This is a genomic window from Streptomyces sp. NPDC091416 (assembly GCF_044756845.1).
In the GTDB taxonomy this organism is placed as follows: Bacteria; Actinomycetota; Actinomycetes; order Streptomycetales; family Streptomycetaceae; genus Streptomyces.
In genome coordinates this window covers 251,131-272,844 of record NZ_JBIVTU010000003.1, presented here as the reverse complement: position 1 = coordinate 272,844, position 21,714 = coordinate 251,131, and the positions used below count along the sequence as shown (strand labels likewise).

At 72.9% G+C, this 21,714-nt stretch carries 18 protein-coding genes and 1 riboswitch; of the genes, 2 read left to right on the top strand and 16 right to left on the bottom strand.

Annotation, left to right across the window (positions count from 1 at the left end; translation table 11 throughout):
• Positions 1-52: 52 nt before the first annotated feature.
• From ACIQMX_RS11860 to ACIQMX_RS11840, 5 genes are all read right to left on the bottom strand, one after another.
• Positions 53-778 carry an adenosylcobinamide amidohydrolase gene (locus tag ACIQMX_RS11860; protein WP_363077241.1) on the bottom strand — a complete coding sequence of 242 codons (726 nt, stop codon included), beginning with the start codon at positions 776-778 and terminating at the stop codon, positions 53-55.
• Between the two features lie 50 nt (positions 779-828).
• Entirely contained in the window at positions 829-2,130 is a 1,302-nt protein-coding gene (locus tag ACIQMX_RS11855) for an alpha/beta fold hydrolase (RefSeq protein WP_402476917.1), read from the bottom strand.
• Positions 2,131-2,215: 85 nt separating this feature from the next.
• Complete coding sequence (locus ACIQMX_RS11850; protein ID WP_363077237.1) at positions 2,216-3,280, bottom strand: hypothetical protein; 1,065 nt, start codon at positions 3,278-3,280, stop codon at positions 2,216-2,218.
• A gap of 76 nt (positions 3,281-3,356) precedes the next feature.
• Positions 3,357-5,024: an OPT/YSL family transporter gene (locus ACIQMX_RS11845; RefSeq protein ID WP_402476913.1), complete on the bottom strand. Its 1,668-nt coding sequence runs from the start codon at positions 5,022-5,024 to the stop codon at positions 3,357-3,359.
• 127 nt (positions 5,025-5,151) lie between these two features.
• The gene (locus tag ACIQMX_RS11840; RefSeq protein ID WP_363077233.1) at positions 5,152-5,952 is read right to left on the bottom strand and encodes an IclR family transcriptional regulator; all 801 of its coding nucleotides are present in this window, start codon (positions 5,950-5,952) and stop codon (positions 5,152-5,154) included.
• A gap of 484 nt (positions 5,953-6,436) precedes the next feature.
• Here ACIQMX_RS11840 and ACIQMX_RS11835 point away from each other — a divergent pair, with 484 nt between their 5' ends.
• Positions 6,437-7,495: a PRC and DUF2382 domain-containing protein gene (locus ACIQMX_RS11835; RefSeq protein ID WP_402476908.1), complete on the top strand. Its 1,059-nt coding sequence runs from the start codon at positions 6,437-6,439 to the stop codon at positions 7,493-7,495.
• Positions 7,496-7,633: 138 nt separating this feature from the next.
• On the opposite strand, the gene ACIQMX_RS11830 is transcribed toward ACIQMX_RS11835, so the two are convergent.
• From ACIQMX_RS11830 to ACIQMX_RS11815, 4 genes are all read right to left on the bottom strand, one after another.
• Positions 7,634-8,422 carry an ABC transporter ATP-binding protein gene (locus ACIQMX_RS11830; RefSeq protein ID WP_402476905.1) on the bottom strand — a complete coding sequence of 263 codons (789 nt, stop codon included), beginning with the start codon at positions 8,420-8,422 and terminating at the stop codon, positions 7,634-7,636.
• Positions 8,419-9,519: a FecCD family ABC transporter permease gene (locus tag ACIQMX_RS11825; protein ID WP_402476903.1), complete on the bottom strand. Its 1,101-nt coding sequence runs from the start codon at positions 9,517-9,519 to the stop codon at positions 8,419-8,421. The genes ACIQMX_RS11830 and ACIQMX_RS11825 overlap by 4 nt, the downstream gene beginning before the upstream one ends.
• Positions 9,516-10,556 carry an ABC transporter substrate-binding protein gene (locus ACIQMX_RS11820; RefSeq protein WP_402476900.1) on the bottom strand — a complete coding sequence of 347 codons (1,041 nt, stop codon included), beginning with the start codon at positions 10,554-10,556 and terminating at the stop codon, positions 9,516-9,518. Before ACIQMX_RS11820 ends, ACIQMX_RS11825 begins: the two co-directional genes overlap by 4 nt.
• 59 nt (positions 10,557-10,615) lie before the next feature.
• A riboswitch (cobalamin riboswitch) is annotated at positions 10,616-10,802 on the bottom strand.
• Between the two features lie 333 nt (positions 10,803-11,135).
• Complete coding sequence (locus ACIQMX_RS11815; protein WP_363077952.1) at positions 11,136-13,067, bottom strand: acyl-CoA dehydrogenase; 1,932 nt, start codon at positions 13,065-13,067, stop codon at positions 11,136-11,138.
• Positions 13,068-13,233: 166 nt separating this feature from the next.
• On the opposite strand from ACIQMX_RS11815, the gene ACIQMX_RS11810 reads away from it, so the two are divergent.
• On the top strand, positions 13,234-14,556 hold the full coding sequence (locus tag ACIQMX_RS11810) for a hypothetical protein (protein ID WP_402476896.1): 1,323 nt from the start codon (positions 13,234-13,236) through the stop codon (positions 14,554-14,556).
• Positions 14,557-14,714: 158 nt separating this feature from the next.
• Here ACIQMX_RS11810 and ACIQMX_RS11805 read toward each other — a convergent pair whose 3' ends face one another.
• The 7 genes from ACIQMX_RS11805 to ACIQMX_RS11775 form a co-directional block, all read right to left on the bottom strand.
• Positions 14,715-15,647 carry a carbohydrate kinase gene (locus ACIQMX_RS11805; protein ID WP_402476893.1) on the bottom strand — a complete coding sequence of 311 codons (933 nt, stop codon included), beginning with the start codon at positions 15,645-15,647 and terminating at the stop codon, positions 14,715-14,717.
• A gap of 152 nt (positions 15,648-15,799) precedes the next feature.
• Complete coding sequence (locus tag ACIQMX_RS11800; RefSeq protein WP_402476890.1) at positions 15,800-16,663, bottom strand: ABC transporter substrate-binding protein; 864 nt, start codon at positions 16,661-16,663, stop codon at positions 15,800-15,802.
• Between the two features lie 102 nt (positions 16,664-16,765).
• Positions 16,766-17,401 (bottom strand): GNAT family N-acetyltransferase, encoded by a 636-nt coding sequence (locus ACIQMX_RS11795; RefSeq protein WP_363077960.1) that lies wholly within the window; start codon positions 17,399-17,401, stop codon positions 16,766-16,768.
• A 68-nt stretch (positions 17,402-17,469) separates the two neighbouring features.
• Positions 17,470-17,796 carry a cupin gene (locus tag ACIQMX_RS11790; RefSeq protein ID WP_363077962.1) on the bottom strand — a complete coding sequence of 109 codons (327 nt, stop codon included), beginning with the start codon at positions 17,794-17,796 and terminating at the stop codon, positions 17,470-17,472.
• A 164-nt stretch (positions 17,797-17,960) separates the two neighbouring features.
• A complete protein-coding gene (locus ACIQMX_RS11785) occupies positions 17,961-19,586 on the bottom strand; it encodes a glycoside hydrolase family 13 protein (protein WP_363077964.1) in 1,626 nt (541 codons plus the stop codon).
• A 139-nt stretch (positions 19,587-19,725) separates the two neighbouring features.
• On the bottom strand, positions 19,726-20,682 hold the full coding sequence (locus tag ACIQMX_RS11780) for a carbohydrate ABC transporter permease (RefSeq protein WP_363077966.1): 957 nt from the start codon (positions 20,680-20,682) through the stop codon (positions 19,726-19,728).
• A 16-nt stretch (positions 20,683-20,698) separates the two neighbouring features.
• The gene (locus ACIQMX_RS11775) at positions 20,699-21,658 is read right to left on the bottom strand and encodes a sugar ABC transporter permease (protein ID WP_363077968.1); all 960 of its coding nucleotides are present in this window, start codon (positions 21,656-21,658) and stop codon (positions 20,699-20,701) included.
• Between the last annotated feature and the right edge of the window lie 56 nt (positions 21,659-21,714).

Below are 21,714 nucleotides of genomic sequence, written 5' to 3'. Positions count from 1 at the left end.
GGCTGTTCCCTTCGTCGGCCGCGCGGAGTCCGGCGCGCGGCGCTTCGGATGGTCAGGATTGCCGCAGTGCGCCTTCGAGGACGGCAGCGTGTACGGCCCGGGCGAGTCGTGCGCCCCAGCGCGAGCGTGGTCCGGCGAACGGTTCACCGGCTCCGGTGTCCGCGGAGGGGGCGGGTGCGGCGACGCAGACGGAGTCGGTGGGGGTGCCCGAGCAGTCGAGTCCGGCGTCGAGGAGGGCCTGCACCTTGGCCTCGGTGGCGGTGGCGACGGCGTTGACGAGTGCGGCGTCGGTCAGGGGCGCGGGGAGGGTCACGACGATGTTGACCGTTCCGGGCGGCTGCGGTCCCCCGCTTCCCCCGGCAGCCGCGGCCCAGCCACGTACACCGAGACCACAGGTGGCGGTCGCGGTGACGCCCTCGTCGGCGGCGACCGTGTACGCGGTGACGTCGGCGGCCGTCATCAGCCCGGCGCCGGGACCGGCGAGCCGTTCGGCGGCGGCGATCTCGGCGAGGTGGCGGTCGGGGTCCATACGCGGATAGCCGCCGGGCACCTGTGCGTTGAGGATCCATTCGCGCGGGCCGATACCGCCGCCGAGGACCGCGCTGCTGCACACCCGCCAGCCGGGCCCCAGCCGCCACACGAGATGGTGCAGTTCCAGGCCGTCCTCGCGCCGGGCCAGCAGTTCACCACGCTGTTCGGGCAGCCGGATGCGTACGGAACGGATGGGACACCCCCGGTGGTGCGGCGGACGCTGATCGGCGTGGGACCCGTCGATCATAGGTGCCGGGGCAGGGCTCCCCCGGGGCGCCCTGCCCGTTGCCGGCGAGGTCAGGCCTGGCCGCGGCCCATGGCGATCAGCCGGTCCAGCACGGCGGCGTCCGCCCGGACGCCGTCGTGGGCGTAGGCGTCGGTGACCCATGTCCGCAGTCCGCGTACGGCCCCGGCGGTGACCAGGGCGTGTTCCCGGTCGACGTACATGTCGTCCTGGTAGACGGCGGCGACGACGGGGACCTCGTTGGCGGCGAGCCGGTCCAGGTCGTACAGGGCCGGCCAGTCGGTACGGGCGGCGAGCGCCTCGGCGGCGGCGCGCAGCGGGACGAGCGCCGGGTCCTCCTCGAACTGCCAGGGGTAGACCATCTCGCCGGTGAACCGGAGCGGTCCGCCGGCGGTGGCGTCGAAGGCGGGGAACTCCTGGCGGACCCGGTGCGCGGACCAGTCGGTGGGGCGGCCGCCCTGGGCGTAGATCGGCTCGTGGAGCGCGGCGTACAGCGGGCGTTCGGCGAAGGACACGGCGGCGTCGACGCCGCGCAGGAAGGTGTCGGTGAGTTCGGGTCCGTCGGCGCCTTCGGTGAAGGCGGTCTCCAGGAGGTAGTGCAGCGAGTCGAACTTGGCCGCGGTACCGAAGGTGATGCCGAGGGTCTGGAAGCGGCGCACGGTGAGGCGTTCACCGGCCGGCATCCGGACGTCGTGCCTGTCCAGGTGCGCGGCGACGGCGTCGGCGAGGGCCTGGTCGCCGGGGTAGCGCGCGAAGTAGCGCTCGTTGTGGGCGAGGGTGCGAGCGTACGCGGCGCGGTAGACGTCGTCGGCGTGGCCGGTGAGCGTCGGCAGTCCGCCGGTGATGTAGGCCCGGTCGAGGCCTTCGGGGGCGAGGGAGAGGTAGCTGAGGGTGGTGAACCCGCCGAAGCTCTGGCCGAGGACGCTCCACGGCCGGTCGCCCTGGAGGTGGCGGCGCAGGTGCTCCGCGTCGCGGACGATCGAGTCGGCGCGGAAGTGGGCGAGGTGGTCGGCGGCCGCTTGCGAGTCCGTGCCGAAGCGGGCCAGGGTGACCCGGTCGGCGGGGGTGGAACGGCCGGTGCCGCGCTGGTCCAGGAGGACGACGCGGTAGTCGGCGAGGGCGCGGCGCAGCCAGGCACCCGCGGCGTTGGGCCGCTCGGCGCGTCCGCCGGGTCCGCCCTGGAGCCAGAGCAGCCGGGGCAGTTCCTCGTGCTCGCGGCCCTCGGCGACGACCTCGCGGGCGAACAGGCGGATCGCCGGGCCGTCCGGGGTGTGGTGGTCGAGCGGCACGTCGAGGGTGTGGTCGGTGCAGACCAGGCCGCCGTGGCGGTAGGAGACGGGGGCGGGGGTGGTCATGGGCGCTCCTTGCGCGTCTCGGTGCGGTTGACGGGTGCCGGGCGGGCCCGCACCGGGAAGGGTGCGGGCCCGCCCTGCGGTCGGCTCAGTAGCCGGCGACGCCCAGGTCGCGGCAGATCTCGACGAGCTCGGGGTGCACGTAGCGCCCGTTCTCCTCGATCGCGACGCCGTCCAGGTAGATGGACGGGCCGAGGACGCTGCCGTCGGTGTGGGCTGCGGCGACCCACGGCTCGCCGCCGATCCAGGCGCCCTTCGTGCCGATGCCGAGCTCCACGCAGCCGAAGACGCGCTCGTCCTCGACGATGCGGCCGGTCGGGGCGAGGACGCCGGGGTTGAAGCCGAGCGACCAGTGCGCGATGCGGAACATGTTCGGGTCGCCGAACGACTCCATCCAGCGGCGGAAGGTGTCCGCGTCGGCGTCGCCCTCGATCTTGGTGACGACGCCCTTCTCGACGGTGCAGCGCACCGGGGAGCGCAGCAGGCCGAGCTCGTCCGGCGGCCACAGGGCGCCGTCGAAGACGAGGACGCCGTCCTGGGTCTCCTCCAGGGGGTTCCAGGAGATCTGGCCGGAGAGCATCACGGTCTCGCCGGGCTTCTCGGCGGGCTTGCCGCGCAGGTTGATCGGCCGGTCGCCGTTGCGGCCGACGAGGTCGGTGCCGTTCGCGGAGGTGATCCGGACCTCGTCGGCGGCCTCCAGGAGGGCCACGAGCGCCTTGCCGAGGCGGATGACGCCCTGGAAGTCGGGGCGGCCGACGGTGGCGACCAGCATCTGGACGTCCATCGCGGTGAGGTTGGTGTAGCGGCAGCCGTTCGCCATCGCGGCGCGGAAGGCGTCGGAGTGCATCAGGTACGAGACCGCGAACTCGATCCACACGTCGGCGTCGGCGATGGCCCCGGCGACGGGCCGGGGCGGCTCCATGGAGGCGCCGGGCAGCGTCTCGTACCAGACGACGACCGGGTGCGCTCCGGCGGCGGCGACCGCCTGGGCGGTGGCCTCGATGACGCGGCGGTCGCTGCTGGTGTCGCCGGTGAGGACGACGTGCTCGCCGCGCTTGACCAGCATGACCTCCTCGACGAGCTTGCGGGCTGCCAGGGCGAGTTCGAAGCTGAGGTACTCGGGGCGCGGTTCGAGCCTGCTGTACATGTCCATGGGGTGGTTCTCCTTGCCATGCGGGTGGTGCTGAGTGGTGCGGTGGTGCGGGATGCGGTTCAGGGGTGGTGCGGGGTCAGGTCTTGAGGATCTGGGCGGAGTCGCCGAGCGAACTGCCGGCGATCAGTCCGGCGCCGACCAGGTTGAGTTCCTCGTCGGCGGCGGGGCCGCGCAGCTTCCGGTAGCCGACCCGGACGACCAGGGCGCCGAGGACGAGCCAGCAGGCCTGCGGGGTGAGGATGAGCAGACCGGTGGCGAGCATGACGCCCATCTGCCGGCGGGTGCCGCCGAGCAGCTGGATGGCCGCGCCGGGGACGGCCCAGATCAGCATGGTGCGGACCGCGTCCGGGTCGCTGAGACCGCTCTTGATGGTGTCGGCGTACACCTTGGCGACGGGCGGGATGAGTCCCTGCCCGAAGTAGGAGCGCCAGGCGACGGCGACGACGACGAGGGCGACGGCGAATCCGATGAGGGCGGCCATGAACTGCTGGCGGCGGCCCTCGCGCTCGAAGGGGTCCCAGGGGCGGTGCTCGCGTCGCAGCAGCCAGCCGGCCTTGAGGTCGTAGCCCATGTCGGCGAAGGCGGGTCCGGTGGCGGAGACGTAACCGACCAGCAGGGCGAGCGGTACGGACGGGATGCCGATGGCGAGGCCCAGGATGAGGAAGATCAGGGTGACGGCGAAGGACGGGAACCAGCCGGACTGCATGGCGGCGAGGCCGACGATCAGTTCGTGGACCAGGGCCGCGAAGGCGGCGAACAGCACCCAGCCGACGATGCCGAGGGGGCTCATGTCGCCGATCAGTCCGCCGAGGACGGCGAGGACGACGGCGCCTGCGGTGAAGAGCGCGAAGCCTCGGATCAGGGAGACCCGCAGGGCCCGTTCGTCGACGGTGTAGGCGGTGGTCGGGTCCGTGTCCTGGAGGGTCGCGACGCTCGAGGCCTCAGCGGCCGCCTCTATCCGCTTGCGTTCGCGTCGGCCCATGAGCAGGTGGACGGCCTGGCCGAGGGCGACGATGCCCGCGCCGACCATGACGCCGTGCGGGATGTAGCCGGCGCCGAGATCGGTGTGGAAGACGTCGGGGCTGTACTGGCGCAGCATCAGGCCGATGCCGAACATCATCAGCGCCCAGACGTTGCCGAGGAAGGCCACACCGGCCGCGGAGAGCGGCAGGCTGAACAGCGTCCCGGCGAGTCCGACCGCGGTGCCGCCGGCCAGGATCAGGGCGCGGCGTCCTCCCCGGTCGCCGGCCTTGATGGTCTCCGCGGCGGCGGTGCCGGGCGGCCAGGCGGCGTCGGCGGGCAGCAGCCGGGAGCCGAAGGCCCGGTAGAGGACCCAGGCGTCCACGAGGAGGCCGATGAACGCGCCGGCGAGCATCGGCCAGACCAGGTCCTCACGGCCGAAGACGTACGGCACGGCGACGGAGGTGAGCAGCGCGTTCGCCGAGGCGAAGGTCGCGGCCGAGATGGCGCTCTGGGCCAGGTTCTGGCGGTGCACGGAACGCATCCGGCGCAGGAAGCCGAGCGGGATGCGACCGATCAGCATGGCGACGAGTGCGCCGACGACCGAGGTGTTGGCGGAGATGCCCAGTTTGGAGACGAGGTCGATGCCGATGACTGCGCCGACGGCGGAGAGCACGACGAGGATGACCAGCAGGACGGGTTCCGTCACCCTCGGGTGCGACCGGGGCTCTTCGGAATCCGGCGGCGGCGGGGCAGGGTGCGGCGCGGAGACGTGGTGCGCCATGGGGCACCCCCTTCGGTGAGCAGGGCGGGGATCTCGGTGTGTCCCCGGTGGGGTGGGCGGCCGGGCGGGGCCGGGGCAGGCCGGCGGCGCGGGAGGGCCGCGGTGGGGCGGGTTCGGGACGCGGGGCTCAGCCGCCGAGGGCGGCGGTGATCTCCGCCGCTCCGGCGCGGACCAGCGTCACGAGGGTGTCGGCGGCCCGGTCCACGCGGTGGGAGGGGCCGATGACGGTCAGGGACGCGGGGACGCCGTCTCCCTGGAAGACGGGCGCGGAGACCGCGGTCACCGCCTCGTCGTACTCGCCGTGACTGATGCAGTAGCCATCGGAGCGGACCTTGGCGTAGCAGGCCAGCAGCGCGTCCAGGTCCGTGATGGTGCGGTCGTTGAAGCGCGTCAGTCCGGTGGCGCCGAACATCTGCCGGATCTCGCGTTCGGGGTGGTACGCGAAGATCGTGTGCCCGGACGCTCCGGCGTGGCCGGGCATGACCGCGCCGATGATCGCGGTGTAGCGGACGGGTCCGGTGCCGTCGACGGCGGCTTCGCAGCGGTAGCTGCCGCCGTGCGGGACGTTGAGGACGATGCTCTCGCCGGTCTCGCGGAGCAGCCGGGCGAGTATCGGGCGGGAGATCGAGGACAGCACTCCGCTGTGCTCGCTGACCCTGGCCAGCCGGGACAGGGCGGGACCCGGGCGGTAGCGGCGGCTGTTGTCGTCGCAGAGCAGGAAGCCGCGCGCGCTCAGGGTGGTGAGCAGGCGCTGCACGACGGCCTTGTCCCAGCCGTGGTGGCGGGCCAGTTCGCTGACGCCCCATTCGGGGCGCTGCTCGGTGAAGGTGAGCAGCACGAGCAGGGCCCGGTCCACGGTCTGCAGCACGGCGGGGGCCTGCTGTCCGGGCGGTGCCGGAGTGGTGGTGTCCGTGCCGTGCTCAGCCATGGGCCGGGCCTCCTTCGTCCACGTCGTCGATCTGTCGGTGCGGAAATCGCAACGGCGTTGCGATTTCTGGCGAAAGGATGCGGGCGCCCCCGGCGGGTGTCAAGGGTTTCCGGAAAATTCGCTCCGCGGCGGGAACGGCCTGTTCAGAGGCGGTGGAAGGCAGGCCCCGGGCAAGGGCGGGTCCGGCGCCCGACGTGGGCGAGAACGGTCCGCTCCGGGCACCCGACGATGCGGGCGTCGCACCCCCGTCCTCCGGTGGGCGGGCTCACGGGCCCCCCGACCCGTTCACTCGTTTGGCCTAACCGGGCGGGCGGCCCCGCAGCCGCGTCGCACGGGGCCTGCACCGACCGGGGGCGGGTACGGCGGCCGGCCTCCGGCGGCCGGGCGGTTGCAGCGTCCATCCGGGTGAGGCGCGATGGAGACCGGACGCGCCTCCCCTGCTGGACCCACCTACAGGACGCGCCCGGGCGAGGAGGAATCGGTCATGGGAGCCGCTGACGGTTTCACGGATTCCGGAGAGCTCGACGGCCTGACGGTGTACGACACCGAGGGCGAGAAGATCGGCAACGTGGGGCGGGTGTATGTCGACGACAACACCGGCCGGCCGGACTGGATCACGGTGAAGACCGGCCTGTTCGGCATGAAGGAGAGTTTCGTGCCCCTCGCCGGAGCCCGTCGCGTGGGCTCCGACCTGCACATCTCGCATCCGAAGGACCTGGTGAAGGAGGCCCCCCGGGTGGACGCGGACGCCCATCTGTCCGTCTCCGAGGAGGAAGAGCTCTACCGGCACTACGGCCTGAGCCGGAATACCAAGGCCACCCTCGGCGACCGCGCCGGCACCACGAGCGCCGACGCACCGACCACGACCGGCACGGGCACCATGGGCACGGCCGGAACAGGGGCCGGAGCCGGAGCGGCAGCCGGGGCCGGTGCGGCAGCCGGGGCCGGGGCCATGGGCGCCGCGGGCACGGGCCGCACGACCGACAGGACCACGTCGGCCGGCATGGCCGGTGCGGGCACCGGGACCGGCAGGCACCGCGACACGGAAACCTCGGGCACGTCCCGTCCGCTGGTCGGAGCCGGCGCGGGAGCCGAACGCTCCGGCGCCGACCTCAGCGGCAAGGAGGAGATGATCCGCTCCGAGGAGCAGCTGCACATCGGCACCGAGGAGTACGAGAGCGGCAAGGCCCGCCTCCACAAGTACGTCGTCACGGAGAACGTCACCAGGACCGTTCCCGTCACGCACGAAGAAGTGCGGGTGGTCCGTGAACCGCTCCGTCCGGGCGACAAGGCGGCCGGCCGGTCCGACATCACGGAGCAGGACGTGGAGGTCACCCTGCACGCCGAACGCGCCACGATGCGCAAGGAGACCGTGCCGGTCGAGCGGGTGCGGATGGAAACGAAGAAGGTGACCGAGCAGAAGGAAGTCTCCGCCGAGCTGCGCAAGGAGCAGATCGACTACGCGGACGGCACCGGCAAGAGCGCCAAGGACATGGGCGGCAAGGACATGGGCGGCGAGTTCGGTCAGGGACGGCGCCGCTGACCCGGGCCCAGCGCACCGGACGTACCGCACCGGGAAGGGCGGGCCCCGCACCGGGGCCCGCCCCTTGCGCTCCGTGACGCGGAACCGGCCGCGGCAGGAACGCCGGACACCTCGCGGCCCCCGGCCTCCGCGGGAACCTCAGGGCCGTCCCGGCACGAAGCGCACCGTGGGCCGCCCCTGCGGGCCGTCCGGTGTCACGACGGCCCGCACCCGGTAGACGTCGGCGATGAGGTCCGCCGTGATCACCTCTGCCGGAGGGCCGCCCGCGACGACCCTTCCCCCGTCCAGCGCCACGATCCGGTCGCAGAACATCGCGGCCAGATTGAGATCGTGCAGGGCGACGACGGCGGTGAGCGGCAACGAGGTGACCAGGGCCAGCAGTTCGAGCTGGTGCTGGATGTCCAGGTGGTTGGTCGGTTCGTCCAGCAGGAGTTCGCGGGGCTGCTGGGCGAGCGCGCGCGCTATCTGCACGCGCTGGCGCTCACCGCCGGACAGGGTGTGCCAGGACTGGTCGCGGCGTTCCGCCAGACCGGTCCGCTCCAGGGCCTCGCGCACCGCCCTCTCGTCGGCCGCCGTCGGCGCCGACCAGGCGCGGCGGTGCGGAATGCGGCCCAGGCGTACGACGTCGACGACGCTCAGTTCGACCTGGGTGACGGCGTGCTGGTCGACCACCGCGACGCGCCGGGCCACGGTGCGTCGGCCCACCGCGGTCAGCGGATCGTCGTCGAGGGTGACCACGCCCGCGTCCGGGGCGAGGACCCCGGCCAGGATCCGCAGCAGGGTGGACTTTCCGGAGCCGTTCGGGCCGATCAGCCCGATGGTGGCGCCGGGCGGCGGAGCGAGCGAGACACCGTCCAGGATGAGGCGGCCGCCCGCCTCCCGGCTGACCCGGTCGGCCCGCAGGCCGCCGGGGACGGCCGGCCTCACGGGGTCCGCCGGGTGCGGTGCAGGACGAGCACGAAGGCGGGGACCCCGATGAGTGCGGTGACCACGCCCACCGGTACCTCCTGCGGATCGAGTACGGTCCGGGCGAGGGTGTCGACCCAGACCAGGAACACGGCCCCGGCGAGCGCGGTGACGGGCAGCAGCCTGCGGTGGCCGGAGCCGGTGAGTGCCCGGGCCGCGTGCGGCAGCACCAGCCCGACGAACCCGATGGCACCGGCCGAGCTCACGAGAGCGGCGGTCAGCAGCGCGGTCGTGCACAGCAGGACGATCCGGGTACGGCCGACGTGGACGCCGAGGGCGGCAGCCGCGTCCTGGCCGAAGGCGAAGGCGTCGAGCGTGCGGGCGTGGCCGAGGCAGATCAGCAGCGTCACGCCGAGCACGGACGAGCAGATCCACACATCGCTCCAGCCGACGCCGCCGAGCGAGCCCAGCAGCCAGAACAGCACGCCGCGGGTCTGCTCGGCGTCGGCGGCGGTCATCACGACGAAGGAGGTGAGCGCGGAGAAGAGCTGCATGGCCGCGACCCCGGACAGGACGACCCGGTCGGTGCTGCCGCCGAGGGTGTGGCTGAGCAGCATGACCAGGGCGAAGGAGCACAGGGCCCCGATGAACGCCCCGGCCGACAGGGAGACCGCTCCCCCGCCGACCCCGAGGACCACCACGACGACGGCACCGGTCGAGGCTCCGGAGGAGACCCCGAGGACGAACGGATCGGCGAGCGGATTGCGCAGCAGCGACTGCATGACGGTGCCGCAGACCGCGAGCCCCGCACCGCAGACGGCGGCGAGCAGCGTGCGCGGCATACGCAGGTTCCAGATGATGCCGTCGCGGATCGGACTGAGCCGCGACTCGCCCGCGCCGAGGTGGGAGGCGACCGCGGACCAGACGTCGGCGACGGAGATCCGGGCCGGGCCGATGGTGACGGCGACGGCGACGGACAGGGCGAGCAGCAGAAGGCCGGCGGCCCACAGGAACCCTTCCCGGAAGCCCCGGACGCCCCGGAAGTCCCGGCGACCGGGCCGGGCGACGTCCGCAGCACTGTCCTCGCGCGCCGCCGCGGCCCGTTCGGTGTCCGTCACCCCGCGAGCCCGAAGGTCCGCAGGCCGGCGGCCACGCGCTCCACGCCCTCGACGGTCCGGATGGTCGGGTTCATCGCCTGACCGCTGAGCAGCACATAGCGCTTGTGCCGGACGGCGTCCATGTTCTTCGTGACGGGGTCCGACTCCAGGAAGGCGATCTTCTTCGCGGCGCTCTCGGCGGTCTGCGACTTGCGGGTCAGATCGCCGATCACCAGCACGTCCGGGTTGCGGTCGGCGACCGTCTCCCAGCTGATCTGCGGCCATTCCTCATGGGTGTCGTCGAAGGCGTTCTTCGCGCCGAGTTCCCGGGTGATGATGCCGGGCGCACCGCAGCAGCCTGCCAGGTACGGGGCCTCGGAGTTGGCGAACCAGTACAGCAGCGAGGCCCCGGAGGCGTCGATGCCGCTCGTCGCCTTCCGTACCCGGGCGCGCAGTCGGGCGACGAGTGCCTCACCCCGTTCCGGAACGCCGAACACCTGGGCGAGATCACGCACTTCGGCGTAGACCCTGTCCATGGTCAGGGCGCCGGTGCGGACTCCGTCGCCGTCCTTGCTGTTGTCCTTGGCGGTGCAGTCGGCGGGCGAGACGTAGGTGGGGACGCCGAGTTCCTCGAACTGCTCGCGGGGGGCGACACCGCCCTTGGCGAGCGTCGACTCGAACGAGGCGCTGACGAAGTCGGGCTCCTGGTCCAGGACCTTCTCCGACGAGGGGCGGTTGTCGGAGATCCGCGGGACGCCCTCGTTGGCCTTCTCCAGGCCCTTCAGGACCGGATCGGTCCAGGTGGCCGTGGCGGCGAGCCGGTCGGCGAGACCGAGCGAGAGCAGGATCTCGGCCGATCCCTGGTCGACCGGCACGGCGCGCTCCGGTGCCGCTTCCACGGTGACGGTCCGTCCGCAGTTCTTCAGCGTGACCGGATAGCCGTCGGCGTCGGCGGACTCGGCGGTGGCGGTTTCCTTTCCGCCGCCGCAGGCCGTCAGCAGGATCAGGGCGGCGGTGAGCAGGGCGGCGGAGCGGGCGGGGCCGGCTATGGGCGGCACGGGACACCTCGGCGTCTCTGGGCCCATGCGCGGGGCCCGTACGGAGTTCCGCGGCCCGGAACCGGACCGCGGGTGCCAGCAGGTCTTCGGACTCGGGTTCATGCGGACGGGACGCCTTCCCGGGAAACCGTGGTCTCCCAGTGGCCGTGGCCCCGCCCGTCCCCCTCACCGCTGCGCGTCAGTTCCGGATTCGCACCGGATTCCCTGACCCCTATGTGGAGTTCGACTGGCTCCGGCACGCTACCACGAGCCTCTGCCCAGCTCAGCGGCGGTGCGGAGGGTGCGGCGGGCGGGGGGGGGGGGCCCCCCCCCCCCCCCCCCCCCGCCCCCGCGCGGCGGCCCCCCCCCCGCCCCCCCCCCGCCCCCCCGCCCCCCCCCGCCAATAGCCCCCGCGCCCCCGCGGCGGCGGCGCGCCCCCCCCCCCCCCCCGCCCCGCGCGGGGGGGGGGCGGGCGCGGGGGGGGGGGGGGGGGGGCCCCCCCCCGGGGGGGGGGGGGGGGGGGGGGGGGGGGGGGGGCCCCCCCCCCCCCCCCCGGCCCGCCGGACCGTCCGGGGCGGCCCCGCCGCGGCCCCTTCCCGGTCACGCGTTGTGGTGAACCGATTCGCCTCCAGGGGTGCGCGGGGAGGCCGCTTCCGGGGCCGCGGTGGGGTGCCAGGAGGCGCCGGGGTCGTCGTACGCGTCGGTGTAGCGGGCACTCGCGATGGGCCAGTCGGCCAGCAGTTCACCGGGCAGGGCGAAGGACGCGGCCAGTTCCGGCAGGTGGCCGCTCACGGTGGAGACGAGCTGTTCGGTGGCCTCGCTCAGTCCGTCGACCTGAGCGGGGGTCAGGTGGCCGGCCGCGAGCAGGTCCCCGCTGTTGCGTGCGACCCAGCGCAGCGCGAACAGCCGGGCCAGTTCGTCCAGCCGCGCGCGGGCCTCGCCGCCGGGCAGCGCCGCGAGCGCGTTCTCGTAGGCGTGGGCCGCCTGCCGGTACGCATGGGCCTCGACCCCCCGCAGCGCCGGCCCGGATGCCGCGTTCCAGCGCTCCAGCGGGTCGCCTTCCGCCGCCCCCGCCATCCCTGCGGCCGCCCGGGCGAACCAGATGTGCTCCACCTCGTCCAGGAGCCGGCCGAGGAATCGGAGGTCGGCGAGGTCGCCGCCGGCGGGAGCGGCGGCCGGTTCCTCCCGCGGGCGCCGTGACGCGTCGGCGAGCAGCCCGGCCGCCGCCCGGGCGTGAAGGGCCAGGTTGTCGCCCTCGGCGGTGATGGCGCCCTCGATCCCGGTGACGAGTTCGGTCATCCCGTTGTTCTCCAGGAGGCCCTGGGCTCCGCACCGCTCCCGGCATTCGACGATCACGGACCGGGCCTGCCAGGTGATCCACGCCTTGGCGATGTCCACAAGGCGCTCGTCCGTCTCCCGCTCCGCGGGCGGCCGGGCCGCCGCCTTCTCCCACCGGTCGAGCACGCGCCGGTGCAGCAGGCTCATCGCGAAGACGGTGGCCATGGCCTCGGCGAGCGGGCCGTGGTGGCTGCGGTGCGCCATCACCGGGACCGGCGGTGCCGAGCGGCCGCCCGAGACGAAGCGGTGGCCCCCGTAGCGGACGGCGACGGCCAGCGTGGTGCGGGCCGAGCCCACCGCGCTGGCGCTCATGCAGATCCGGCCGGTGGTGACCCGTCCGATCGAGGCGAGGAAGCGGCGCGTGCGTCCGTCGGTGCCGCTGCGGAACACCCCGTCCTCGCCGACCCGCCCCTGCGCACCGCCCAGCAGCGCCCCGCGGTCCACGAAGACCTGGTCGAACGAGGTCAGGCAGTGGTCGACCGGACTGCCCATCCGGGCGGGAAGCCGGCGCACCCGGATCCCGGGAAGCGCCCGGGACGCGTCCGTGAGCGGAGCCAGCAGCAGGAAGACTCCCCGGTCGCGGCCGTCGACGATCAGCCGGGCGGCGACCAGTCCCGACTTGGGGCCGCCGGCCGGACTGGTGTTGGGCATGAACTTCTGCGCGCCGGCGTGCGGGGTGTGCAGCACGAACCCGTCCCGTTCGGGGTCGTAGGTGGCGGTCGTCTCGATGGCGGTGGCGTCGTTGCCGTGCGCCACCTCCGTACAGAGGAAGGTGCCGACGCGCCGCAGCCCGAGGAAGTCCGACAGATCGCGGGGGCTGTCGGCGTCGTGGTCCAGGAGGCTGCCGAGGAAGAGGTTGTAGTGGATGCCCGCGACCGTGGCGAACGCCGGGTCCACCGGAGCGAGCCACTCGTGCAGTGCGGCCAGGGCGCGGGGGTCCGCGGCGGGGCGGGCGGCGCTGTCCAGTGCGTTGTTGAGCGTGCGCAGCCGTGCGTGGGCCAGGGCGAGGCGCTCGTCGGGCGTGGGGCCGGGAGGCGGCCAGAGCGGTCGCCGGAACGGCTCGGTGGCCACGAGCCTGCGCCAGAATCCGTGCTCGCTGCGGGCGTCCGGACCGAGGAGCACGGTGCTGAGCGGGCCGGCGACGAGACCGGTTCCGGCCTCCGAAGGTGGGGTGCTGTCGAAAATAGTGTTCATAAAACCGGGAACGATCAGGAAACGTTCAGGACACTCCACACGCCGGTGTGCGGGCCGTGCCCGGCCGGGCGGCGAGACCCGGTACGGCAGCGGCCGGGCGGCCGTCCGTCACCTGTATGCAGCAATCCGCCGCGCTGTACGGGCGCACAGGACATCCCCTTGGTTCATGGAACGGCACCCCGATCAGCCCGCGGCACAGGACGAACACGCCGAACTGGAAGCCCTGCGGGCCCGGGTGGCACAGCTGGAGGAAGCCCGCGCACCGGCCCGCTCACGGCTGCGTCCGCGTTCGTTCTTCGCGGTCCTGCTGATCCTGGTCGCGGCCGTGCTCACCCCGCTGAGCGTCCTGTCGAGCTGGGCGAGCGACGTCGCCGGCGACACGGACCGCTATGTGGACATGATGGAGCCGCTGGCCTCCGACCCCGATGTACAGGCGGCGGTGACCGCACGTGTCACCGACGCCGTGATGACCCATCTGGACATCGACGCGCTGCTGGCGGACGTCGCGCCCGCCGACCGGCCCGTGGTGGACAAGGCCCTCCGGAAGCTCGGTGACCCGCTCACCGCGGGCGTCACGAACTTCGTGCACGGCACCGTGGAGCGCTTCGTCACCAGTGACGCCTTCGCGCGGGTGTGGAGCGAACTCAACCGGCGCGCCCACGCCTCCGTCGTGAAGGCCCTGACCGGCGAGGGCGGTGGCGCGGTCGAGCTCACCGGGGACACCGTGACCCTGGACCTCGCCCCGGTCATCGACCGGGTGAAACAGCGCCTCGTGGACCGCGGTCTGACGGTCGCCGAGCGGATTCCCGAGATCCACACCGACTACACCCTGCTGACCTCGGAATCGGTCGGCAAGGCCAAGAAGGGCTTCCGGGCCCTCGAACTCCTCGGTTTCTGGCTTCCCGTGTTCACGCTGGTGGTGGCGGCGGGCGGGGTCCTGCTGGCGGTACGCCGCCGGCGGGCGCTGGTCACCGCGGCGCTGGCCATGGCGGTGGGTGCCGCACTGCTCTGGCTCGGGTTGTGGGCCGGGCGCGCGTTCTATCTCGACAGCCTGCCCCCGCATGTCTCCCAGCCTGCGGCGGGGGCGGTGTTCGACACGCTGGTCGGCTATCTGCGCGCCGGAGTCCGTCTGGTGGTGACCGTCGGCGCGGTGGTGGCGCTCGCCGCGTGGCTCACGGGCGGCGGCCGTGCGGCGAGCCGGGTCATGGCGATGTGGAGCGGTGGCATCGGGGCCGTACGGGACGCGGCCGGTTTCACCGGCGGCCCGGTCGGCCGGTGGGTGCACCGCGCGAGGCAGCCGCTGAACTGGACGGTGGTCATGGTGGCCGTCGCGGTGCTGCTGGCGTGGGACCGGCCGACAGGACTGGTCACGGTGTGGATCGCCCTGTGCGCCCTGTTCGTCCTGGCGGTCGTCGAGTTCCTCGACGACGACAGCACTCCGCATCTGGCCGCGCCCGCGCACTCCGGCGGCGGCGGGGCCGCCTTGTAATGCCCGAGTAACGGGCGGTGGGTACAAAGGTGACGTGCCGGTGACAGCTGGGCGGTGAGGGATGGGCAGCATCTCCGGAGCCACCGACCCAGCATTTCCTCGCCGGCGCGATGGCGGTGCCGCCGTCCCCGTGGGGGGTGACGGCGGCACCGCCCTGCTCACATCCGGCCGAGCGCCGCGTCGAGTTCCGCCTCGTCGGGCGGGTTGGCACCGGCCCGGGCGACGGTGACCGCGGCCGAGGCCGCCGCCCGGCGCAGGACGTCCGTCACGGTGGCCCGGTCCAGTGTCCGCAGCCGCTCCCGGCCGGCCGGCCCGAGCAGTCCGTGCGCGGCCAGTGCGTGCAGGGTGCCCGACATGAAGGCGTCGCCCGCCCCCACCGTGTCGACGACCTCGGCCGGCAGGGCGCCGACCGTGACCAGTGCCTCGGGAAGGACCGCGAACGCCCCGTCGCCGCCCCGGGTGACGAGGACGACGGCCGGACCGGCGGCGAGCCACCGCTCGGCGGCCCTGACCGGGTCCACGCCCGGATACAGCCACTCCAGGTCCTCGTCGCTCGCCTTGACGACGTCGCTGAGCGCCACACAGAGCTCGGCCCTGCGCACGGCGGCCTCGTGGTCACCCATCAGCTCCGGCCGCACATTGGGGTCGTAGCTGACCGTCGCGGCACCACGCAGCGACTCGACGGCGGCGAGGACGGCGGACGCTCCGGGTGCCGTGACTGCCGCGATCGAGCCGGTGTGCACATGGGCGGGAGTCCGCTCCAGAGCGACCGGGCCGAGCGTCCACGTGATGTCGAAGGCGTACCCGGCCCGTCCCGCGCCGTCCAGGGTCACGACCGCGGACGGGGTGGGAGCGGTGGAGCCGTCGGTGCGGACGTAGACCCCGGCCGCGGTGAGGTGCTCGCGGATCAGCCGCCCGTTCCCGTCCTGCCCGAGCTGGGTGAGCAGGGTGGCACCGTGCCCGAGCCGGGCCAGGCCGTACGCGACGTTGGCCGGGCTGCCGCCGGGATGGACCCGGTCGGCTGTGCCGGGCTCCCGGACGATGTCGGCGACGCACTCGCCGATGACCAGCAGGTCGATTCTGTCGGGCATGAGGGTGATGTCTCCTGTAGTGCGGTGGCACGGCGTCCGGGCAGTGGGCACGGCACTGTCCGCGCACGCCTCGATCCTGCCCTGTGCGGCCGGCTCCGGTGGCGACGAGTCGCCTGTACGGGGTGGCGGCGCCCGGGAGCGTCCTGCGCCGCCTAGGCCTCCAGCGCGTCGGCCACGAGCGCGAGGAACCGCGCGTGGGCCCGCGCGCTGCACACCGGTTCGGGGTTCCACGGCACGACCCGTGCGGAACCCGCGACCGCGGCCCACGGCCCGTCGCCCGGGAGCGCGGTGGCGTGGGCCCGGATGTCGGCGAGCACGACGGCCGGCTCCAGCGCTGCGGCCTGGTCCCAGCCGACCGTGGACCAGTTGGCGCCGGGTCCCTCGGCCGGTTCCACCAGGCCGACGCCGAGCTCGGCCAGCACCCGCAGCTCGGGCCACATGCGAGGGCGGGCCAGATGCGCCTGCTCCAGGCCCGCCGGTGACAGGGCGAGGACCCTCGCCCGGTCCGGGCCCGCGACGAGTGCGCGCAGCCGGTCCCGGGCCGCGTCCAGCTCCTGGCCGGCCGCCGCCGGCTCCTCGGCGCCGAGCGAACGGGCCAGCTCCGCGAACCGGTCACCGATCTCGGCGAGGGTGCGCGCCTGGCCCACGTCGATGACGACGACCGGGACGTGTCCCTCCAGGTGCTTGGCCGTCTCCGGATCGAGGCCGTAGACCTGGCCGCCGCCGTAGCTGACGGCCACCACGAGGTCCGGCTCGCCGTTCAGCAGCGCGTCCACGTCCAGCGCGGCACCCGCTCCGACGTAGGCCACGCCGGCCAGGGGCAGCGACCCCGTCTTCGCCTCGTCGGGCACCACGGGGTCGTCGTGCCCCGAGCCGAATATCCCGCTCGGGCGGATGCCGTGATCCCATAAGGCCGCACCGGCCTGGACATAGGCGAGGACCCGGGCCGGGCGCCGCCCGGCGGTCGACACCTGCCCACGGTCGTCGGAGAATCGCCACACAGTCTGTTCGCTCACGTCACACCTCTCGCCACCGGTTGTCCGCCCCCCCCCGTAGCGGTCTCGTCCCGGACTACCTGCCCAGCGGAGCCCCGCGGCACCCGTGGCGCAGGGGACGGGCTACAGGTCCGCCGCCGTGGAGCGCACGAGGTAGGTGACGGGTCCGGGGTCCGGTACCTCGGTCTCGGCGAAACCGAGCCGGTCGTAGAACGCCCTGGCCCGGGTGTTGGCCGTGAGCATGCACAGATGCACGCCCTCGACCCCCTTGGCGTCCAGGGCCCCGAGGAAGGCCCGCATCAGCTCCCTCCCGTACCCCTTGCGCTGCCAGTCGGGCAGCAGGTCGATGTGCAGGTGGGCGGGGTGGGAGGCGAGTTCGGGAAGGACCATGCGCTCGGGGTTGTGCAGGAGGGCGATCATCTCCTCGCTGGGGGTGCGCGGTGCCGCCTCCGGCCGCGGATAGCGGTCCTCGACCAGGGGCAGCCAGAGCGTGCGGAACTCCTTCACAAAGCGTGGCGTGTCGGCCGTTCCCAGGATGTAGCCGACGGCGCGGCCCGTGCCGTCGTCGATGACGAAGGCCAGATCGGGTTCGAGGTGCGCGTACGGCGCGGCGAAGATCGACGGCATCAGCTCGTGGTCCGGGTACAGGTGCCGCGAGTCGCCGCCGTTGTCGGCTGTCCGGACGCAGATGTCGGCGAGGGCGTCGCGGTCGCCGGATCGATAGGCCCGCAGGCCGGGAAGCAGGGTCACCTGCCTCATCCTGCGACTTTGGGAGCGCTCCCACAAGAGTGGTGAGGCAATTCTTCGGCGTCACGTCGCCGGATCGGTCAGTCGTTGACGGCCGTCAGCAGGACCGCGGCGTCCTCCAGGGCGAGCAGTCCGTGCCGTTCCTGCGGGATCGGGTGCAGCTGCCCGGCGGCGAGTTCCACATCGCCCGACGCGGCCGTGAGCCGGACCGAGCCGCGCAGCACCTGGAGGGAGGCCGCCGGCGGGGCGTTGTGCTCGTCGAGGGCGCGGCCCGAGGCCAGCGCGATGACGGTCTGGCGCAGCGGGTCCTCACGGAGCAGCAGGTGGGCGCTGCGGCCGTGCGGGGAGGTACGGGCCGCGGCCAGGTGCTCGTCGGCCAGGGCGTTCAGATCGTTCGGCGTGTCCATACGCTCCACTGTGCCGCAGCCCCCGCTCCCCCGCGATCCTGCCGGACCCGGCCGTGCGGCGCACACGGCCGGATCCGTCGCGAGGCAGGGTCCGCGAGGCATCGCCGTCCGCCCGGAGGGCGGGCGGACGGGACCGCCTCGCGGACACGGCCCGGGACGGGCGGTCAGACGCGCAGCCAGACCGCGGTGTCCTGCGGCAGTCGTCCCGTACGGTCCAGGGGACCGCTGGCCAGCAGGACCTCGGTGTGCGAGGGCAGTCCGGCGGCCTCGGAGGACAGGTTGACGACGCAGACGAGGCCTTCGCTCCGTGTGAAGGCGAGTACCCCGGGCGCCGTGTCCAGCCAGGTCAGTCTGCGTATCCCGGGCTCTCCCTCCGTACCGAATCCCGGTTCGCTGCGGCGCAGGCGCAGGGCCTCGCGGTACAGGGCGAGCATGGAGTCCGGGTCGTCGCTCTGGAGGTCGGCGGCGTAGGCGGTCCAGCCGTCGGGCTGCGGCAGCCAGGGTGCGGTGGTGGCGCCGAATCCGGCGTGCGGCTCCCGCTCAGACCAGGGCAGCGGGACCCGGCAGCCGTCGCGCCCCGGGTCGGTGCCGCCCTTGCGGAAGTGCATCGGGTCCTGGATGCGGTCCAGGGGGATGTCGGCCTCGGGCAGTCCGAGCTCCTCGCCCTGGTAGAGGTAGGCCGCGCCGGGCAGGGCCAGCGAGAGGAGGGCGGCGGCGCGGGCCCGGCGGGTGCCGAGAGCGAGGTCGGTGGGGGTGCCGAAGGTCTTCGCCGCGAAGTCGAAGCCCGTCTCCGCACGGCCGTAGCGGGTCACGGTGCGGGTCACGTCGTGGTTGCACAGGACCCAGGTGGCCGGGGCGCCGACCGACGCGTGCTCGGCGAGGGTGTCGTCGATCGCGGTCCGCAGGAGCGCGGGGTCCCACGGGCAGGCCAGGAAGTTGAAGTTGAAGGCGGTGTGCAGTTCGTCGGGCCGCAGGTAGCGGGCGAACCGCTCGGTGTCCGGGAGCCACACCTCGCCGACGAACACGCCGTCGTACTCGTCGGCTATGGCGCGCCAGGAGCGGTAGATGTCGTGCAGTTCGTCGCGGTCGACGAAGGGGTGCGGGTCCTGGCCCACGGTGAAGTCGGGCAGTGCGGGGTCCTTGGCGAGCAGGGCGGCCGAGTCGATGCGTACGCCCGAGACTCCGCGCTCGAACCAGAAGCGCAGCACGTCCTCGTGCTCCTGGCGGACCGCCGGGTGCGCCCAGTTGAGGTCGGGCTGCTGGGTGGCGAAGAGGTGGAGGTACCACTCCCCGTCGTCCAGGCGGGTCCAGGGTGTGCCGCCGAATTCGGAGACCCAGTCGTTGGGCGGGATCTCGCCGTCCGCGCCGCGGCCGGTACGGAAGTGGAAGAGCTCGCGCTCGGGGCTGCCGGAGCCGGCTTCGAGGGCGGCCCGGAACCAGGCGTGCCGGTCGGAGACGTGGTTGGGCACGATGTCGATGATGGTGCGGATGCCGAGCCCTCGGGCCTCGGCGATCAGTTTCTCGGCCTCGGCGAGCGTGCCGAACGCGGGGTCGATGGTGCGGTAGTCGGCCACGTCGTAGCCGCCGTCGGCGAGCGGTGACAGGTACCAGGGGGTGAACCAGAGTGCGTCCACGCCCAGTTCGACGAGGTAGGGCAGCTTGGCCCGGACCCCCGCGAGGTCGCCGGTGCCGTCACCGTCGCCATCGGCGAAGCTGCGTACGTAGATCTGGTAGATGGCGGCGTCCCGCCACCAGTTCGCGGTGGCCTCGGACGGACGGTTGGCTGCCACGTGACGTTCCTTTCGGGCAGGTGGTACTCCGCCGCCGGCCCGGTGAGCGGGGCAGGATGGGAGGGCCGGCGGCGGAGTGCTGAGGGGAAGGCGGCCGGACGGGGCCCCGTACGGGCGGGGCGCGGTCCTGGGAGGGGTGCTATCCCTTGAGGCCGCCTGCGGTCAGACCGCTCATGATGTTGCGCTGGAACAGCAGGAAGATGAGCAGCGTCGGGATCGACGCGATGGTGAGCGCGGCGATGAGCACGTTCTCGGGTACGCCGCTGGCCAGTGAGTAGATGCCCACGTTGAGCGTCTGCTTGCTGGGGTCGGGCAGGGTCAGCATCGGCCAGAGGAAGTCCTTCCACACCCCGACGACGGCGAAGATGGAGACGACGCCGAGGATCGGCCGGGAGATCGGCAGGACGATCGAGCGCAGGGTGCGCAGGGGCGACGCGCCGTCGATGGAGGCGGCGTCGAGGAGTTCGCGCGGGATGGAGTCGAAGAACCGCTTCAGCAGGAAGATGTTGAAGGCGTTGGTGACCGACGGCAGCCAGATCACCCAGGGCGAGTTGACCAGATTGCGCTGGAAGACCGGCACGTCCAGCACCGTGAGGTACTGCGGGACGACCAGCACGGTGGCCGGGATCATCAGGGTGGCCAGCATCATGCCGAGAATGACCTTGCCGAACACCGGTCGCAGTTTCGACAGCGAGTAGGCGGCCGCGACGTCGAAGACCAGCTGGAAGGCGAGCGCGCCGAAGGCGTAGTACAGGGTGTTGAAGAGCAGCTTGGACAGGTCCATCACGGTCCAGGCCTGGCTGTAGTTCTCGGTGTGGAGCGAGCTGGGGAATGCGGTGGGCGGGCTCTGTACGACTTCCTGGGTGGTCTTGAGTCCGCCGGTGACCATCCAGTACAGCGGTCCGAGGAAGGCGACCGTGAACAGGATGACGACCAGGGTGAAGACGATCCAGTAGAGGGCCTTGCCGCGCGGCCTGCCGAGCTGGGCCGGTGAGATCAGGGTCCGCTGGCGCCCGGCGTCGGCGCCTCGTTCCGCCCTGCGCCGTGCGGACTTGCGTACGTCGCTCCCGCGGGAGACAAGCGTGTTCGATGCCATGGTCTTGGCTCCCGTCCTAGTCTTCGCTGCTGCGGCTCAGCCGCACGTACACCGCGGAGAAGCCCGCGAGGACGACGAGCAGGACGAGGCCGAGTGCCGCCGCGCTGCCGTAGTTGTTGAAGTTGAAGGCGTACTGATAGATGAGGTAGACGACGGTGGTGGTGGAGCCCTCGGGGCCGGCGCCGTTGGTGAGCAGGAACGGCTCGGTGAAGACCTGCATCGTCGCGATGACCTGCATGAGGAGCAGCAGGGAGAGGATGAGCCGGGTCTGCGGGATGGTGACGTGCCAGACCTTGCGCAGGAGCCCCGCGCCGTCGAGTTCGGCGGCCTCGTACAGCTCGCCCGGGATGCCCTGGAGGGCGGCCAGGTAGATCAGGGTGGCGCCGCCCATGTTCATCCAGGTCGCCGCGATGACGACGGAGAGCATGGCGGTGTCGGTGTCCTGGAGCCACTGCTGGGCGGGCAGGTGGAAGACGTCCAGGATGCGGTTGAAGAGTCCGTACCCGGGGTCGTAGAAGTACTTGAAGAGCAGCACGGAGGCGACCGGCGGCAGCATCACCGGGAGGTAGACGAGCAGTCGCAGATAGCCCTGTCCGTGCCGGAACTCGTTGAGCACGACGGCGACGACGAACGGCACGACGAATCCGAGCAGCAGGGCCAGCACGGTGAACAGCAGGGTGTTGCGCCAGGCCTGCCAGAACGCCGGGTCGTTGAAGACGTAGGTCAGGTTGGACCAGCCGGCCCAGGTGGTCCTGCCGTCCTCGGTCTTCTGGAACGCCAGGACGAACTCCCGGACCATCGGGTACCAGGAGAAGAGCGAGAAGCAGAGCACCGCTCCGATCAGGAAGCCGTGCGCGGAGAGGTTGCGGCGAACGGCGCGCAGGAAGTCCTCGCGGGCGGAGTCCCGGCGGGCGGGGCGTGAATGTCCTGGGCGAGGCGTGGTCGCCTTGCGGGAGGACAGTGTTGGGGCCGACATGGTGCGTCTCCTTGGTGCCGGTGAACTCAGGGGGGCCGGAGGCGGGGCCGGGTCCG